General features: G+C 68.9%; 9 protein-coding genes and 1 pseudogene. 7 read left to right on the plus strand and 3 right to left on the minus strand.

Translation table 11 applies throughout. From position 1 onward, the window contains the following. Positions 1–158 precede the first annotated feature (158 nt). The 5 genes from ACQ9ZG_RS28315 (at position 159) to ACQ9ZG_RS28335 (ending at position 4,528) form a co-directional block, all read left to right on the plus strand. Positions 159–758 carry a hypothetical protein gene (locus tag ACQ9ZG_RS28315; protein ID WP_109917248.1) on the plus strand — a complete coding sequence of 200 codons (600 nt, stop codon included), beginning with the start codon at positions 159–161 and terminating at the stop codon, positions 756–758. 102 nt (positions 759–860) lie between these two features. After that, entirely contained in the window at positions 861–2,135 is a 1,275-nt protein-coding gene (pcaDC, locus tag ACQ9ZG_RS28320) for a bifunctional 3-oxoadipate enol-lactonase/4-carboxymuconolactone decarboxylase PcaDC (protein ID WP_499281354.1), read from the plus strand. A gap of 12 nt (positions 2,136–2,147) precedes the next feature. Continuing rightward, entirely contained in the window at positions 2,148–2,801 is a 654-nt protein-coding gene (locus tag ACQ9ZG_RS28325; RefSeq protein WP_109914586.1) for an MBL fold metallo-hydrolase, read from the plus strand. A 126-nt stretch (positions 2,802–2,927) separates the two neighbouring features. Next, positions 2,928–3,707 carry an exodeoxyribonuclease III gene (locus ACQ9ZG_RS28330; protein WP_028418263.1) on the plus strand — a complete coding sequence of 260 codons (780 nt, stop codon included), beginning with the start codon at positions 2,928–2,930 and terminating at the stop codon, positions 3,705–3,707. Between the two features lie 74 nt (positions 3,708–3,781). Further along, positions 3,782–4,528: a Clp protease N-terminal domain-containing protein gene (locus ACQ9ZG_RS28335; protein ID WP_109914585.1), complete on the plus strand. Its 747-nt coding sequence runs from the start codon at positions 3,782–3,784 to the stop codon at positions 4,526–4,528. A gap of 131 nt (positions 4,529–4,659) precedes the next feature. Here ACQ9ZG_RS28335 and ACQ9ZG_RS28340 read toward each other — a convergent pair whose 3' ends face one another. Then, complete coding sequence (locus ACQ9ZG_RS28340; protein ID WP_109914584.1) at positions 4,660–5,439, minus strand: SDR family NAD(P)-dependent oxidoreductase; 780 nt, start codon at positions 5,437–5,439, stop codon at positions 4,660–4,662. Positions 5,440–5,602: 163 nt separating this feature from the next. Between ACQ9ZG_RS28340 and ACQ9ZG_RS28345 the strand changes: the two are divergent. Together ACQ9ZG_RS28345 and ACQ9ZG_RS28350 are read left to right on the plus strand one after the other, a co-directional pair. Beyond that, a pseudogene (locus tag ACQ9ZG_RS28345) lies at positions 5,603–5,797 on the plus strand (helix-turn-helix domain-containing protein); the annotation flags it as partial. After that, positions 5,774–6,970: a tyrosine-type recombinase/integrase gene (locus ACQ9ZG_RS28350; RefSeq protein WP_375138271.1), complete on the plus strand. Its 1,197-nt coding sequence runs from the start codon at positions 5,774–5,776 to the stop codon at positions 6,968–6,970. The pseudogene ACQ9ZG_RS28345 and the gene ACQ9ZG_RS28350, both read left to right, overlap by 24 nt. A 161-nt stretch (positions 6,971–7,131) precedes the next feature. Here the strand turns inward: ACQ9ZG_RS28350 and ACQ9ZG_RS28355 are convergent, their stop codons facing one another. Together ACQ9ZG_RS28355 and ACQ9ZG_RS28360 are read right to left on the minus strand one after the other, a co-directional pair. After that, positions 7,132–7,599 (minus strand): SUKH-3 domain-containing protein, encoded by a 468-nt coding sequence (locus ACQ9ZG_RS28355; RefSeq protein ID WP_109914583.1) that lies wholly within the window; start codon positions 7,597–7,599, stop codon positions 7,132–7,134. 5 nt (positions 7,600–7,604) lie between these two features. Beyond that, the gene (locus ACQ9ZG_RS28360) at positions 7,605–15,398 is read right to left on the minus strand and encodes a ricin-type beta-trefoil lectin domain protein (protein WP_258312004.1); all 7,794 of its coding nucleotides are present in this window, start codon (positions 15,396–15,398) and stop codon (positions 7,605–7,607) included. Between the last annotated feature and the right edge of the window lie 479 nt (positions 15,399–15,877).

The following is a 15,877-nucleotide window of genomic DNA, read 5'->3' on the forward strand; positions in this document are numbered from 1 at the left end:
GTCTCCGCCTCCGTACCCCGTCCGTCAGGGGGAGCGGCCCCGGATTCCGTACGCTCGAAGTCGCCCGGTAGGGAAGACACCCCCCGGCGTACGGGAACCAGCCCCCGACCCCGACCCGCACGCGAACCCCGCTCCGCAGCACGAGGGACCACCTGATCATGATCGCAGCCGACCACCCCGTGGTGCCGTCGCCCCTGTCCGACGGGCCGGGCGGCGGTGAGGGAAAGCCCCCCGAGAGCCGTCGGCGGGTCTTCCGGCGCCGGTTCATCACCGCCACGATCATCGTGCTGCTGATCGGCATCCCGGCCGGCTATCTGCTGATCTCGGCGGGCCAGAGCCGCCGCTCGGGCAAGGACAAGGAAGCCGCGGCCGCCGCGGACGGGCTCCGCGACGGCTGGCCCTCCAAGATGCAGCGCAGGATCTTCGAGATCCCGGTGCCCGGCAACGCGGTCGGCATCCAGTACTACGAGACGAACAACTGGAAAGCCAGCCGGATGTACGTGACGTTCCGGACCACCTCCGGCGGGCTCGACCGGTTCCTGACCGGAATCGGCACCGGCCGCGCGGCCCTGGAGCCCGGCGCCGTCAACATCAACGCCCGGGACATCAACATCACCGGCTGGTACTTCGGTCCGAACGAGGACTGGGCGAGCATCACGCACCGCAACGAGAAGCCGCGCCCCACCCAGACCATCACGGTCAATATGACCGACCCGGCCAGCCCTGTCGTCTATGTCGTCTCGGCGGCGACGCCCTGACGCCGCCCTCTGCGCCGCCCCTGACGTCGGCCTGCCGGTCGCCGGCTTCCCCCGGCGACCGGTGCCCCCGCCGGATATGGGAGCGTGGGCAGGGTGAGTGAGATGGCGACTGAGACCCTGCAATACCGCTTCGACGGACCGGAAGACGCTCCCGTACTGGTGATCGGCCCCTCCCTGGGGACGACCTGGCACATGTGGGACCGCCAGATACCCGAGCTGGCCCAGCACTGGAGAGTCTTCCGCTACGACCTGCCCGGACACGGGGGCGCCCCCGCCCGGCCGGCGTCCTCCGTGGCCGAGCTGGCGGACCGGCTGATCGCGACCCTGGACGGGCTGGGCGTGCAGCGCTTCGGCTACCTGGGCTGCTCGATCGCCGGGGCCGTCGGGACGGACCTGGCCCTGCGCCACCCGCACCGGGTGGCCTCGCTCGCGCTGGTGGCCTCCTCGCCCCGGTTCGGCACGGCCGACGAGTTCCGCCAGCGCGGGGTGATCGTCCGCACCAACGGCCTGGAGCCGATGGCCCGCACCGCCCCGGAACGCTGGTTCACCCCAGGCTTCGCCGCCTCGCAGCCCGCGATCGTCGAGTGGGCCGTACAGATGGTCCGCACCACCGACCCCGGCTGCTACATCGCCGCCTGCGAGGCGCTGGCCGCCTTCGACATCCGCGACCACCTGGGCCGGATCGGCGTACCGACCCTCGTCCTGGTCGGCGCGGAGGACCAGGTCACCGGACCCGCCGAGGCGCGCACCCTGGTCGCGGGGATTCCCGACGCCCGTCTCGCGCTGGTCCCCGGCGCCTCCCACCTGGCCCCGGTCGAGCAGCCCGCCGCCGTGAGCGACCTGCTGCTGACCCACTTCTCCACCGCCTGGCAGGACGCGCCCACCACGGCCTCCGTACCTTCGCCGGCCCCCGGCCCGGCCACGCCCGCACCCTTCGTGCCCGTGGCACCCGTCGCCGAGATCGCCCCGGCGCCCGAGGCCGCGGGCCCGCAGCCGGACAGCCGCCACGAACGCGGCACCGCGATGCGCCGCGAGGTCCTGGGGGACGCCCACGTCGACGCGGTGACGGCCGCCACCGACGCGTTCACCGAGGACTTCCAGGAGCTGGTCACCCGGTACGAGTGGGGCGAGGCCTGGAGCCGGGACGGGCTCGACCGCCGGACCCGCAGCTGCGTCACGCTCACCGCGCTCGTCGCCTCCGGCCACCTGGAGGGCCTGGCCGCGCACACCCGCGCCGCCCTGCGCAACGGTCTGACACCCGCCGAGATCAAGGAAGTTCTGCTCCAGACCGCCGTCTACTGCGGCATTCCGGCGGCGGGCGCGGCCTTCTCGATCGCGCGGTCCGTGATCCAGGAGGAAACCACCCCGCCCGCGTAGCAGGATGGACCCATGAACGCATCGCCTCAGCCACTCACGCTCACCAAGAAGACCCACTCCTGCGTGCGGATCGAGAAGGAGGGGCGCGTCCTGGTCATCGACCCGGGCGGCTTCTCCGAGGACGACGCGGCCCTCGGCGCCGACGTCCTGCTCGTCACGCACGAGCACCCGGACCACTTCGACGAGGCCCGGCTGCGGGCGGGCCTGGAGGCGAACCCGGCGGCCGAGATCTGGACCCTGCGCAGCGTCGCCGACCAGCTCTCGGCCGCCTTCCCCGGCCGGGTGCACACGGTGGGCGACGGCGACGCGTTCTCGGCGGCCGGGTTCGACATCACCGTGCACGGGGAACTGCACGCGGTGATCCACCCCGACATCCCCCGGATCACCAACATCGGCTTCCTGGTGGACGGTTCGGTCTTCCACCCCGGCGACGCGCTGACCGTCCCGGAACGGCCCGTGGACACCCTGCTGCTCCCGGTGATGGCCCCCTGGAGCAAGATCTCCGAGGTCATCGACTACGTACGGGAGGTGAAGCCGCGCCGCGCGATCGACGTGCACGACGCTCTGCTCACCGACCTGGCCCGGCCGATCTACGACAACCAGATCGGTGCCCTGGGCGGCGCGGACCACGGCAGGCTGGCCCCGGGCGGCACCACGGAGCTGTAGGAGCCGGGCAGCGCTCCCTCCGGGACCTTCCCCTACCTTGTCTTCCCTTCCCTCTCCTCCCCGCCGTCCTGTCGCCGGGCGGCGGGTTTTCGTCGGCTGTCAGTGGGAGCCGCTAGGTTGGGGGCCATGCGCATCGCCACCTGGAACGTCAATTCGATCACCGCCCGGCTGCCGAGGCTGCTGGCCTGGCTGGAGAGCAGCGGCACCGATGTGCTGTGCATCCAGGAGACCAAGTGCACGGCCGAGCAGTTCCCCGCCGAAGCCCTGCGCGAGGCGGGGTACGAGTCCGCCGTCAACGCCACCGGCCGGTGGAACGGGGTCGCGCTGCTCTCCCGGGTCGGCCTCACCGACGTCGTCACCGGGCTGCCCGGCGGCCCGGACTACGACGGGGTCCAGGAGCCCCGCGCGATCTCCGCGACCTGCGGCCCGGTCCGCCTCTGGTCGGTCTACGTCCCCAACGGCCGGGAGGTGGAGCACGACCACTACACGTACAAGCTGGCCTGGCTGGAAGCCCTCCGCAAGGCCGTCGCACCCGAGGTGACGGGCCCGCTGCCCTTCGCCGTGCTGGGCGACTTCAACGTGGCCCCGACCGACGAGGACGTCTGGGACCCGGCGCTCTTCGAGGGCGCCACCCACGTCACGCCCGCCGAGCGCGCGGCCCTCTCGGCTCTTGAGGGGGAGGGCCTGGCCGAGGTGGTGCCCCGCCCCCTCAAGTACGACCGCGCGTACACCTTCTGGGACTACCGGGAGCTGCGCTTCCCCAAGAACAAGGGCATGCGCATCGACCTGACGTACGGCAACCCCGCCTTCACGGCCGCCGTCAAGGACAGCTATGTGGACCGCGAGGAGCGGAAGGGCAAGGGCGCGTCCGACCACGCGCCGGTGGTGGTGGACCTGGACCTCTGACGGAGCGGTCGAGCCGGAGCCTCGTGCGCAACCCAAGGTTGACACTCCTGCGGGTGTCAACTTAGGGTTGACGCATGACGCAGCCACTTCCCGCGACGCCGTCCGTGCGCCTCGACGACCTGATCGAGGCCATCAAGAAGTCCAACCCCGACGCGTTGGAGCAGCTCTCCGGCGCGGTCATCGCCGCCGACCACCTCGGAGACGTGGCCGACCACCTCATCGGCCACTTCGTCGACCAGGCGCGCCGCTCGGGCGCGTCCTGGACCGACATCGGCCGCAGCATGGGGGTCACCCGCCAGGCCGCCCAGAAACGCTTCGTCACCAAGAAGAGCGACGAAGCGTCCGACCTGGACGCGAGCCAGGGCTTCGGCCGCTTCACCCAGCGGGCCCGGAACGTCGTCATGGCCTCCCACAACGAGGCCAAGGCCGCCGGCCACGCCGAGATCGTCCCGGCCCATCTGACCCTGGGACTCCTGGCCGAACCGGAGGCCATCGCGCTCCGCGTCATCACGGCCCAGGGCGTGACCCCGGAGGCGCTGCGCACGGCGACGGAGGCCACGCTGCCGCGCGCCGCCGACGAGGTCCCCGAGCTGATCCCGTACGACGCGGACGCGCGCAAGGTCCTGGAGCTGACGTTCCGCGAGGCGCTGCGGCTCGGCCACAACTACGTGGGCACGGAGCACATCCTGCTGGCCCTGCTGGAGTTCGAGGCCGGCACCGGCGCCCTGACCGGCCTCGGCCTCACGAAGGAGGCGACGTCGACGGCGGTCGCATCGGCGGTGGAGGAGGCGGCAGCAGCGCTCTGGCAGCAGAGTTCCTGAGGATTTTTTCGGGGGAGGAGCGGCGGGCTCCGGTAGAACACGGGCCCGCCACACGGTCGCTGTCGCTCGAACCCCGGCGACCAGAGAACTCCCGGGCGTCGGCGTACGGGCGAACTCCCCGGTTCTCAGCCTCAGTGCGACGAGAACCCGCCGTCCACGAACAGCGCCTGCCCGGTGACGTACGAGGAGGAGGGCCCGGCCAGGAACACGGCGGCCCCCGCGAAGTCCTCGGCCAGCCCGTTGCGCCCGACGAAGGTACGGGCGGCGAGCGAGGCGACCTTCTCAGGATCGGAGGAGAGCCGCTCGTTGAGCGGGGTCAGCACGAACCCCGGCACCAGCGTGTTCACGGTGACGCCATACGGAGACCACGCCTCGGCCTGAGACCGGGCCAGGGACTCCAGCCCGCCCTTGGACACCCCGTACGCCCCACTGTTCACGAAGGCGCGGTGGGCCTGCTGCGAGCTGACATGGATGATCCGCCCGTACCCACGCTCAGCCATCCCGGGCCCGAACCGCTGCCCCAGCAGGAAGGGCGCCTTGAGGTTCACGGCCATGGTGGTGTCCCAGACGTCCTCACCGAGGCCGTCCATGGGCGGCCGCAGGTTGATCCCGGCACAGTTGACAAGAATGTCCGGCTCCCCGAATGCGGCAACGACCCCATCGGCGGCCGCCCGCACCCCCTCACCGGTCCCCAGATCAGCACTGACCCAGGCAGCCCGGCACCCCTCTCTCTCCAACTCCCCAACGGTGGCCTCCAACTCGGCCTCGCGCCGAGCCACCACAACGACACTGGCCCCGGCCCGAGCGAGGGCCCCGGCGATGGCCCGCCCGATCCCGGAGCTGCCTCCAGTCACGACGGCGACCCGGCTGGCCAGCGAAAACAGCTCCGATACGTACGTCTGCGCACTCATGCCCGAACCCTAGGGCACTGCTCTCCTGGGGGTCGCGCGCAGGCTACGGCCGCAGCAGCCTCAGAAGAGGAACCAGATTCTCAAGCGCACCGACGAACTCTGCCGCGCCCATGGCGTACGTTTCGAACTGCCTGTACAGGGCCCCGATCTCGATCTGCTCCGGAAGCTGATCACTGTGCTGCAGTTCAGGAAGCCGCCTCCGGTCTGCAGAGGCCGTCCATGGAGTCTGCCGCTCGATAGGGTTCTGCTGGTCGTCGCCTACTGGCCGACGAACCTAACTCTGCGGCAGATGGCTCCCCTGTTCGGGATCTCGAAGTCGGCCGCAGGCCGGATCGTGAGCCGGCTCGGTCCCCTCCTCCGCGTCTACGGCACCACCCGCAAAGACGCACTGGCCAAGCTCACCGAGAAGATCGCCGCCAGCAAGCGCGGCGTCCCTATCCCCTCCGCGCAGGGCAGCGTCAGCGCGTACCTGACGTACTGGCTGGAGGCAGTCGCCGTCCACCAGCTCCGCGAGAACACCCACACCCGCTACACCGCGTGCGTCAACCAGTACCTCGTCCCCGGCCTGGGCAAGAAGAAGCTCGCCAAGCTCACCGCCAAAGACGTCCGTACCTGGCTCAAACAGCTCCGCACCACATGCCAGTGCTGCGCCCGCCGCATCGATGCCGGCCGGGATCAGCCCCGTTGCTGCGCCGCCGGAGCGTGCTGCTCCAAGCGGCTCTCCCCGCTGACGCTGGCGTACATCCACTCCGTGCTCAAGTCCGCCTTGGAGCACGCCGTCCGCGAGGAGGAGATCACACGCAATGTCGCCCGCAACGTCCGCACGGGTACGCCGCGCCCCCGCCGGTTCGAACCGCTCACGGCAGATGAGGCCCGCCAGTTCCTCGCTGCTGTCCGTAAGAATCGCCTGTTCGCGCTGTACGAACTCGCCCTCCGCACTGGACTCCGCAAGGGCGAACTCCTCGGCCTTCAGTGGGAAGACCTCGGCCTCCAGACAGGTACTGCCAGCATCCGGCGCACCCTCCAGCGCACCCAGACCGGCGGGCTGACCGCCCTACCCACCAAAACCCGTGCATCCGAACGCCGCATCGCTCTCCCCAGCGAGTGCATCTACTCATTCCAGGAACACCGTGAGGTACAGGAAGGAGAACGAGAGGCGGCAGCGGAGGAATGGAGGGACAACGGCCTCGTCTTCAGTACGCCAGCAGGAGAGCCGATCGATCCCGTGAACCTCAATCGCAGCTTCCGCGCCCTCCTCGACCGGGCCGGGCTCCGCCGCATCCGCTTCCACGACCTACGGCACTCCACCGCAACGCTCCTCCTGGAGCAGGGCGTCGAACTCGTCGTGATCAAAGAACTCCTCGGCCACGCCCACATCGGTGTCACGGCCACCGTCTACGCCCATGTCCGACTCCGCCTCCAGCGCGACGCCATCGACCTCCTCGGCCACACTCTCCGCGACACTGCCGAGACCGCCAACCAGCTTGACGCTAGCGACGACGCACCGTCCTGCGCGCTCCCCGTCCGCTGACGTTGCCGTCAACTACTGCCGTCAAACGGCATCGAGCCCTCATCGGCATCATTGTCGACGAGGGCTCGTGTATGCCTTTCAGGGTTCTTGACTCCTCAGCCAAGAGGGCGTTGAAGATTCAAATGAACCCCAATTTCAGCAAAGGCGACGGCACATCGTTCTCACTGAAGCGTCCACTCACCCAATGAGATTGGACGAACTCCAGCTTTCATCATCGAGAACATCGCATTGCAATTTTCCCCATATCGATAGACCGATGAATCGAACCCTGCATAGAGCCTTCCGTCGCTTCCCGAATATACGGTCAGATGAAAGCTGTCCACTCCAATCGGAAACAGAGCCGTGCCAGCCACGTCTGCGCATCGGCGAGCCACGTCCGCATCACGGGTAGTGCACACGGCGGACGGATCGAAATGCGTCCAGCTTGAGATCCTCTCTCCGGCGATAACGAGGGCCGGAAGGTGGTCGATCTTCAGGCCGAGATATTCGCCCAAGAAGCTCCTCGCCTCCTCATGGCAGGCGAATCCGACACGCTCCAGGCCTGTCAGGATGGCATCGGCTTCACGACCCACCCCAGCCACCTCCCAGCCAAACGAGCTGAGGAATTCCTCTAGCTCCGATTCACGCATCCTTCTCACCTCGATAGATCTGTCGCTCCGCGCCGGACAAGAACACTCTGGCAGGATAGACAGGCCGCTTCTGGGGCACCCGTTGCACTGCGAACGGTCAAGAATTCGATGTCGCTCAACCGTAGCGAGCGTCCAACTTGGTCCTCGAAATCGGCTCCATGTTCGGCGATCAGAGTATTGCAGGCCCGGATCTCTGCACAGTTATCGGCTCCGCGTCCGGCGATCTGCCCACCATCCGCGAGAGCGGAATCAATCTCGGGCTCGAAATAGGCTGGGCGGGACGAATGGCCAGAGTGACCGGTGGAAACCATATCGGTACCCCGGAACCGAGCTGCTGCGCTCATCGTGGCGTCCGCGGGTGCGGATTGAGCTGCTGCTCTAGCCTCAGGTCCGCAATTGTGAACCAGGACCGGCGTGACGCCCGCCACCACATAGTACGTGTGGGTGTTGCCGACCGTCAGGTTGTGGACTGTCGCGCCCGAGCTGGTCCAGTGTTCGACCGCAGTGATCTGGACCTGAGTGCCGGCTCCGGTGCGGAGCCACTGGCCCGACTTGAGGTCGGTGGCGTCGATCCACTCACCCAACTCGGGCACCCAAAACGGGTGTCCGTCGGTGGCCGTGACCTCGGCGGTCTTCGTACCCCGGTCGCCGTCGGTGTCGATGGTGACCTTGACCAGGTGCTTCAGTCCTTCGCCCTTGATCTCGGCGGTGACCGTTTCGATCCGGGTCTCGCCTGTCTTGGGGTCGGTTGCCTTGACCTTGTCGCCGACCTTCACGTCCTCGATCGGCTTCGTTGAGCCATCGGCCATGAGGACCTTGGTGCCAGGGGTGAAGCTGTTGCTGATCGAGCAGGAACCGCCGCTGCCTTCACCGGTCTTGCCGGACCCGCCGCTTCCGCTCGAGCCGCCGTTGGAGCGGGCCGAGCCGCCGGAGGAGCCGCCGGGCCTGGACGTGGCCTTGGCGCCGCCTCCTGAGCCCTTGCTGACGTTGGCGGCCGAGGAGGCCTTCGGGGCCGCCTTCGCCTGGGCCTGCTTCTGGACCGGGTTGCCGGTCTTCTTTGTCTGGTTGACCGCCTTGTTGCTGATCGTGTTGGCCTTTTCGGCAGCCTTCTTCTTGGCTGCCTGCGCGGCCTTCTTGGCCTTCTCGATCGCCGCCTTCTTGGCGTCGAGCGCTCTCTTCTCCGCCGCCTTCGCCGCGGCGAGGACTACCTGGGCCGCCTTTTTCGCCTTGTGGAAGGCCTGGATGGCGGAGATCGTGCGGTTGACCGCCTTCAGGACGGACGGGATCTTGCCCAGCTTGGTCCAGGGGATCGCCCCGATGATGAGGCTTCCGCAGGCCCACATGTCACCGCCGAAGCAGTTCATGGCATCGGTGATGCCGATGAAGTCCTTCAGCGCACCCCAGGCCGCGGAGAGGATCACCGAGGTCAGGGACTTGCCCATCGTCGCCTGGGCCGCGGAGACCTGGGCGGCGCTCAGGCCGGCGCCCGAGAGGGCCGCGGCTCTCTCCGACGCGGTCAGCGTCACCGAGAGACCCGTGGGGTCGGAGAGGGTGACCGGGTTGTTGTGGGCGTAGGCGTAGCCGTTGGACTGCAACGGGTCGGCCAGGTCCAGGACCGGGTCGGCGGAGAGGAAGCGGCCGACGACCGGGTCGTACAGACGGGCTCCCAGGGGCGTGTAGCCGGAGGAGTCGTCACGTGTCGCACCCAGGAACCCGGTGTGCGTCCGCATGGTGTTCGTGGGCGCGCCGCGCTGGTTGCCGAAGGGGTCCTGCTTGCGGATCCGCACCGACATGGTGTCGGAGAAGGCGACCTCCGCGTACGGGCTGCCCTGGTGGTCCGAGGCGATGGCGACCAGGTTCTCGGCGCCGGTGCCGTAGGTGTAGCGCATGACCGAGCCGCCGGGGGAGGCGTAGGAACGCTGGGTGCTGACCAGCGTTCCGCCCTTCTGGACGGTGACCTCGGACTCGCCCAGGTGGAAGGTGGCCTGCTTGCCCTGGACCGTCAGCAGACGGGAACCGTCGGGGCCGTAGATGTGACGGGTCTCGTTCTGCGGCTCCCACTGCTGCGCGGCCGAGCCGGCGGAACAGGCCGCGAGCACGATCGGCGTGCCGTTGGCCGTAGCTCCGTCCTTGACGGCGACGCACAGGCCGGAGGCCGGGTGGGTCAGCTGTCCGGCTGCGTTGCGCTTCAGCTGCTGGGCGGCCGAACCGTCACACTTCTGCACCTGCAGGGCCGAACCGGCGGTGTTGGCCGCAGGCCGCAGGCACCAGGCCCGGTCGACGAGCAGCGCGCCCAGGTCGGCATCGCTCTGATTGGGGGTGACCGAGAACTGCCACTTCTGCGCGTTGCTCGCGTTGCAGGGATACAGCTGCACCGGCTGGCCGGCCGCCGCGACGCCCGTCTGCAGGTCGAGGCACTTGTCCGCGAGACCGACGTACTCGGTCTTCCCGCCGCTGCCCTGGCCGACGATCCGCTCGACCTGGCCGTCGTAGGTCCAGGTGAGCTCCTGCTTGTCGCCCGTCGCCGTGGAGGTGACGGTCTTGGTCTCGCCGGTCAGTTCGTACAGGCGCTGCGCCTCGGCGGTGACCTGGGCGCCCTGCGGGGTGACGTACTTCTTGGTCACCTTGGTGAGGGTGCGCGGCTGGCTGCCGTCGGTCTTGCCGTACGCGTACTCGGTGACGGCGTCCTTCGCCGTGTCGCCGGTCAGGTCCTTCTCGGTGAGCTTCTTGCGGTTGCCGAGCAGGTCGTACTCGTACTCCTGCCAGTAGCCGGAACCGTCCGTGCCCGCCGTCGCGTTGGACGTGCCGCCGGAACCGGCCGGGCCCGCGGCGCAGGAGTTCTGGTCCTTGGCGGTCCAGGCCTTCGTCAGCTGGCCGAGCGGGTCGTACGTGAAGCACTGCCGCTCCTCGATGCCGAGGGAGCGCTCGCGGATGGCGGTGACGCTGCCCGCGTTGTTGTACCAGTAGGAGCGGTGCGAGACGAGGTTGCCTCCGACGACGGAGGTGTCGCCCTTCTTCTCCCGGTAGACCTGCTGGTCGATGAGTTCGCCGCTGGCCTCGTCGTAATTGGCCTGCGTCCACACCCGGTTGGGTTGTGCGCCGAGCGTGGCGCGCAGCAACTGGCCGTAGGAGGAGTAGACCGCCTCGGCGCCGTACCAGTCCTTGCCGGAGACCGAGAGCGGCAGGCCGTCCTTGTCGTAGCGGACGACCAGCTTCTCCGCGGCGAGCTTGCCCGCGGCGGGCAGCGACGCCTCCTTCAGCTGACCGGTGTCCGTGTACGTGTAGTCGTAGCGGTAGGAGGCGCTGACCCCCCACGTGCTCGCGATGGACGGCGGCAGGGACAGGGTGGTGGAGGTGGGCTGGTAGTCGGAGGTGAAGCCGCCGACCTTCAGCTCGTACGGCAGACCGTCGGTGTAGCGCTTGACGGAGGAGGGCAGCCCCTTGCCGCCGGTGGCGTCGTCGTACGTGTACTGGCTGAGAAGGGTGCCGTTCTTGTCGTTGAGTCGCTGCTGCGAGGGCCGGGACAGTTCGTCGTACTCGGTCCAGGTCTTGATGCCCCGGGCGTTGGTGACCGTTTCCGGGCGGTCACGGCTGTCGTACTTGGTGACCGTGGCGCCCGAGTCCGGGTCGGTGGCCGTGTCCAGGCGGCCCCGGCGGTCGTAGGTCCACGTCCAGGGGCGGGAGCGGTCGGCGGAGTGGTCCGCCTTCGCCAACTGGCCCCGCGCGTCGTACTCGTAGCGCATCGAGGTGTAGTCGTCGCGCGCGGTGTTGGTGAACGTGTCGACCCGGGCGGTACGCCCCAGCGCGTCGGAGTAGACGCGGTAGGAGGCCGAGCCCGACGGGTTGATCACCGTGGAGTGGTCGGCGGCGTACGTGTACTTGGTCGCCCTGGTCGGCATCTCCACGCCGCGCAGCAGGGGGAGTTCCTGCAGCACCCGGCCGAGACCGTCGTACGTGTAGCGGGTGGCGTTGGGTATGGCCGTGTCGGCGATCGGGGGGAACAGCTCCCCGTTGGGCTTGTCCTCGGCGAAGTAGGCGTTGTTGGTCTGCCACACCTCGCCCGAGCTGTTGTACAGGGTGTCCGTGATCAGACGGCCGCCACCGGTGGCCTGCTCCTGGCTCTGGCGCTCGCGGCCGAGGCCGTCGAAGATCGTGACCGAGGTCTCCACGCGGTTCTCATGGCCGCGCGAGGAGGTCGTGATGTACGGGGGCTTGCCCGCCGGGGTGGTGTACGTCGCCGCGAAGTCGGGCACCGCCGACGCGGAGGGGGTGCGGCCGGGGCCCCACGCCTCCTTGAGCCGGCCCAGCGGGTCGTACGACGACTGGCTGACGTGGCCGTTGGCGTCGGTCGACCTGGTGGTGGTCGCGCGGCCCGGCTCCAGCTCGTCGATCTGCTTGTGGCCCAGGGAGTTCTCGGTGGTGACCTTGAACGCCTGCCCGGAGGGCGGGTCGTAGGTCATCTTCGAGGTCTTCAGCTCCGGGTCGGTCTGGCTGACGACACGGCCGATGGCGTCGAAGCCGGTGGTGCCCTCGCTCTGGAAGCCGGTGCCGTCCGCCTTCAGCGACCAGACCTGGGTGGCGAGGCCACGGGCGGACTCGGGGAGAGCAGCACCGTACGCCTGGTTGTCGTAGGCGGTGCGGCCGGCGGAGCTGAGGGTGGCCAGGTTGCCGAAGTCGGCGTCGGCGCAGGTGGTGGCGGACGACTTGACCTGCTTGGTCAGGCCGATGATGTGGGCCTTCTCCTGGTGGAGGTACTCCATCGCCGAGCAGGACTCGTCGCCGGTCCTGCCGGTGTCACCGGAGAACTCGACCTGCGTGGGCAGGCCGTACTCCTCGTCGTACGTGGTCTTGGTCTCGATGACGCGCTCGGTGCGCTTGTCGTCGCCGGTACCCGAGGACTTGGTGTACGAGAGCTGCTTGGGCTCGGTGACGCGCCAGGCGCGCAGGGCGGTGAGGCCGTCACCCCGCTCCCGCTTGGCGAGTTCGGTGGCCTTCGGGTAAGTGACGGAACGCGTGAGCCAGTTGGTGTCGGCGTCCGTGGCGTTGCTGTAGGTCAGTTCCTCCGCGACACGGCCGGCGAAGGGCTCCTGGTCCTTGGCTATCTCGGTGCCGGCGATGTCCTTCACGGACACGGAGTCGCCCATGCCGCGGAAGTACCGGACGACAGCCTTGGACCGCTTGCTGCCGATCTCGGGGTCGTCGGCGCCCGTGACAGTGGTGACCTGCTCGAAGCCCGCGAACTGCGAGTAGGTACGGGTGGACTTCTTGGTGAACTCCTGCTCGGCCAGGCGCCAGCCGGCGTTCTCGTACGCGTAGGCGGTCAGCGTGGAGAACGCCCCGTCGACATTGGGGAGTTCCTCGACGTCGGCGACCACGTACTTGTGGAACCAGTCGATGTCCTCCACTGCCGGGTCGGGGTGCCAGTAGGAGGGGTAGCAGAGGCGGGTGTTGGACTTCAGCCCGGTGGTGTCGCCCTTGCCCGGCAGCCCGGTGCCCGTCGCGCAAGCGCCTTCGGGCTGCTTGTAGTTGACGACGGTCTCACCGCCGTACTCGCTGATGACGCGGGCGATACGCAGCCGGGAGAAGCGGGGGCGGGTGTCCTTGGGCCGCATGACGCGGCTGGGCATGTCCTCCTGGTTGGACTCGAAGCGCACCGGGTTGAGGGTGACCTTCGCGTCCGTGGTGCCGTTGCGCCCGTAGCCGGTACGGGTGATCGACTCCAGCCAGAGGGCCGGGTTGGAACCGGCCTTGAGCGTCGGGAAGTCCTGCTTGAGCTGGTACTCGTCCACCACCTGGCGGGCGGTGGTGTCCGTGCGCCGCTGCGCCGACGTGGTGATCCTGTCGAGGCGCTTGCGCGAGAAGAAGGCGGGGTTGGCGTTCCAGCACATCTTGCCGGCGGCACAGCGGAGGTCCGCCGGGGTGTCGTACCAGATGCGGTACTTCCCCGGGTCCTTGGAGGTGAAGTTCCCTTCGGTGCAGTCGAGCGCGCCCTCCTTGAAGCACCGCTCCGCGACCGTGAAGTTGACGCGGGCCGGAGCCGGAGCGGAGAAGATCCTGTCGGCGCGCTGCCCGTAGTCGATGCGGGTCAGATAGCCGCCGCGGTGGTAGGAGACCGGGGCCTTGAAGTTGAAGTTCTTGGCGTAGTAGTTGGTCTCGCGCGCCCACCACAGGGACATGGCGTTGCCGTGGACGTCCTCGACGTAGTCGAGGGACCAGCGCCAGGCCTGGGTGCATGAGGAGCCCGCGAAGTTGCCCGCCTTGTAGCAGTCCTCGCCGGGGTGGTTGCCGAACACCGGGACCGTCAGGACGGAGTTGGTGACCGGGTCGTCGTCCTCGGTGGTGGAGGTGCCCTTGTCGGACCAGCCGGGCAGCCGGTGGAGGCCGAAGTAGTGGCGGGTGCCGTCGCGGGTGGTGACCACCCAGTGCTCGCCGTCCTTGGCGCCGTTCTTGAGGTCGGGCTTCTTGATCAGCTCGACCTTGGAGCCGTCACCGTTGGCGGTGGTCCAGGTCTTCTTGGCCTCGTTCCAGACGAGTTCGGTGGTCATGCCGCCGAGGGACAGCGTGGCGTTCTCGGAGCCCCAGCACATGTCACCGGTGCGGTGGGTGGCGTTGTTGGACCCCGGCTTCTTGGAGTCCTGGGTGCAGCCTGCGTAGGTCCGGGTGATCGCGCCGGCGTTGTACTCCCAGCCGTCGCCGATCCACGACGCCTGGTTGTTGGTGGCGGAGGTGCGGCCGTCGGCGGACTGCGAGGAGTAGGAGAGGTTGATCTTGGGTGTCAGGCCGCCGCCGGTCTCCGGGGTCTGGACCTGGTACCCGTAGGTGAAGGCACCGGACGAGGAGCCCGCGGACCAGGAGCCCGAGGAGAGCAGCGGGGTGGCCGTGTAGTCACCGGCCGCCGAGGCGCCGGTGTCGAGCGCGCCGACGACACGCGAGCCGGACGAGGACGCGGCGCGCAGGGCGGCCGGGCGCACGGAGGAGTCGGCCTTGGCGGAGTCTCCGTCGACGCGCGAGCGGGCGGACGCGCCGTCCGCCTCGGTAGCGGGGGTCCGCTTCTCACCGAGCAGCTGGCCCACGGGCACGCTGCCCGTCAGGACGCGGCGGGTCTGGACGTTCTTGGCGGCGGTGGTGCGGGTGGGCGCGTCCTCGGCGGACAGCAGCTCCACCTCGCTGGGCAGCGACGCGAAGGTGTCCGAGCCAGCGGTGCCCCCGGACATCGTCTCCGTGCCGCCGTCGCCCTCGTCCGGGGCGCAGTCGCCGGTGCCGGAGGCGGTGTACACGCACTCGGGCAGCAGCATGAGGCCGAAGCGGTCGGCGGCCTGCGGGCCGTAGAGGTCGGCGAAGGCGGTGGTGTCGACGCTGAGCGCGACCTCGGCCTCCGGGTCGGCGCCGGCCGGCGGGGTGACCTGCATGATCAGCCCGGCGACGCCCGCGTCCTGGGAGGCCTCGGGGGCGGCGAGAGCCACGTTCCACTGTCCGGCCAGGGCGGCCGGGTCGCCGTCCTCGGGGACGCCGAGGGCGACCGGCAGGTCGGCGACGGGCACGGTGGCACCCGGCTCCAGGCCGGTCAGGTCGGCGGTGCCGCTGTCCGCCTGCCACGGAGTGATGGCCTGTGGCTCGTACGGCGCGACCGGGACCTCGTCGGCGGTGGTCAGACTGGTCTCTGCGGTCTCGTCCTTGCCGATCGGGTCGGTCCCCGGGATGTCCGGCAGTTCGAGCTGCGTCTCCTCCCGGAACATGCCGGGGCCGGGGACGGCCCAGGCCTCGGCGGAGAGGCTCGTGACCATCAAGGTCGACGACATCAAGAGAACGACTGATATGCGGGCACGACGCCGCCGAGCACGCCCTGACGATGTCAGGGCCAATCGGCCACGTCCCCGCCAGGACAGCGGACCTGCAGCACGCATACGCGTCGACTCCCACCCGGGCGTGAAGAAACAGAGGAAATGGAACAGAGGTGCGCGAGCACCGGAAAGCACACGCCCGGTGAAGGGCGCATGGGTGGGCACTCTCTGTCAGGGGTGGACCGTTGGGCAAGATCACGGAAGGTGACGACGGGGGGACGCACGTGAGTTGGAACACAGGACAAGATCCGCTAGATCGCCGTACGGGCTGTCAGTTCGGGCATATGGCCCTGCTTCCGCTCCTGTGAGTCCATAACGGCCCGTCAAGAGATGTCAAAATCGGAGATACCCGGTATCACTCTCCTCACTTTCCACACAGCTGTAACGAATTAATGAACTTCTCATGGTGGACACTCCTTGCGGTCCCTGTGCGATCG

Origin of the sequence: Streptomyces araujoniae (assembly GCF_050871195.1) — a bacterium.
Taxonomy (GTDB): domain Bacteria; phylum Actinomycetota; class Actinomycetes; order Streptomycetales; family Streptomycetaceae; genus Streptomyces; species Streptomyces bacillaris.

What these genes read in the sequence shown, in the direction of transcription:
- ACQ9ZG_RS28315 (WP_109917248.1), top strand. Translation starts at nt 159, where the DNA reads ATGATCGCAGCCGACCACCCCGTGGTGCCGTCGCCCCTGTCCGACGGG.
- pcaDC (WP_499281354.1), top strand. Translation starts at nt 861, where the DNA reads ATGGCGACTGAGACCCTGCAATACCGCTTCGACGGACCGGAAGACGCT.
- ACQ9ZG_RS28325 (WP_109914586.1), top strand. Translation starts at nt 2,148, where the DNA reads ATGAACGCATCGCCTCAGCCACTCACGCTCACCAAGAAGACCCACTCC.
- ACQ9ZG_RS28330 (WP_028418263.1), top strand. Translation starts at nt 2,928, where the DNA reads ATGCGCATCGCCACCTGGAACGTCAATTCGATCACCGCCCGGCTGCCG.
- ACQ9ZG_RS28335 (WP_109914585.1), top strand. Translation starts at nt 3,782, where the DNA reads ATGACGCAGCCACTTCCCGCGACGCCGTCCGTGCGCCTCGACGACCTG.
- ACQ9ZG_RS28340 (WP_109914584.1), bottom strand. Translation starts at nt 5,439, where the DNA reads ATGAGTGCGCAGACGTACGTATCGGAGCTGTTTTCGCTGGCCAGCCGG.
- ACQ9ZG_RS28355 (WP_109914583.1), bottom strand. Translation starts at nt 7,599, where the DNA reads ATGCGTGAATCGGAGCTAGAGGAATTCCTCAGCTCGTTTGGCTGGGAG.
- ACQ9ZG_RS28360 (WP_258312004.1), bottom strand. Translation starts at nt 15,398, where the DNA reads ATGTCGTCGACCTTGATGGTCACGAGCCTCTCCGCCGAGGCCTGGGCC.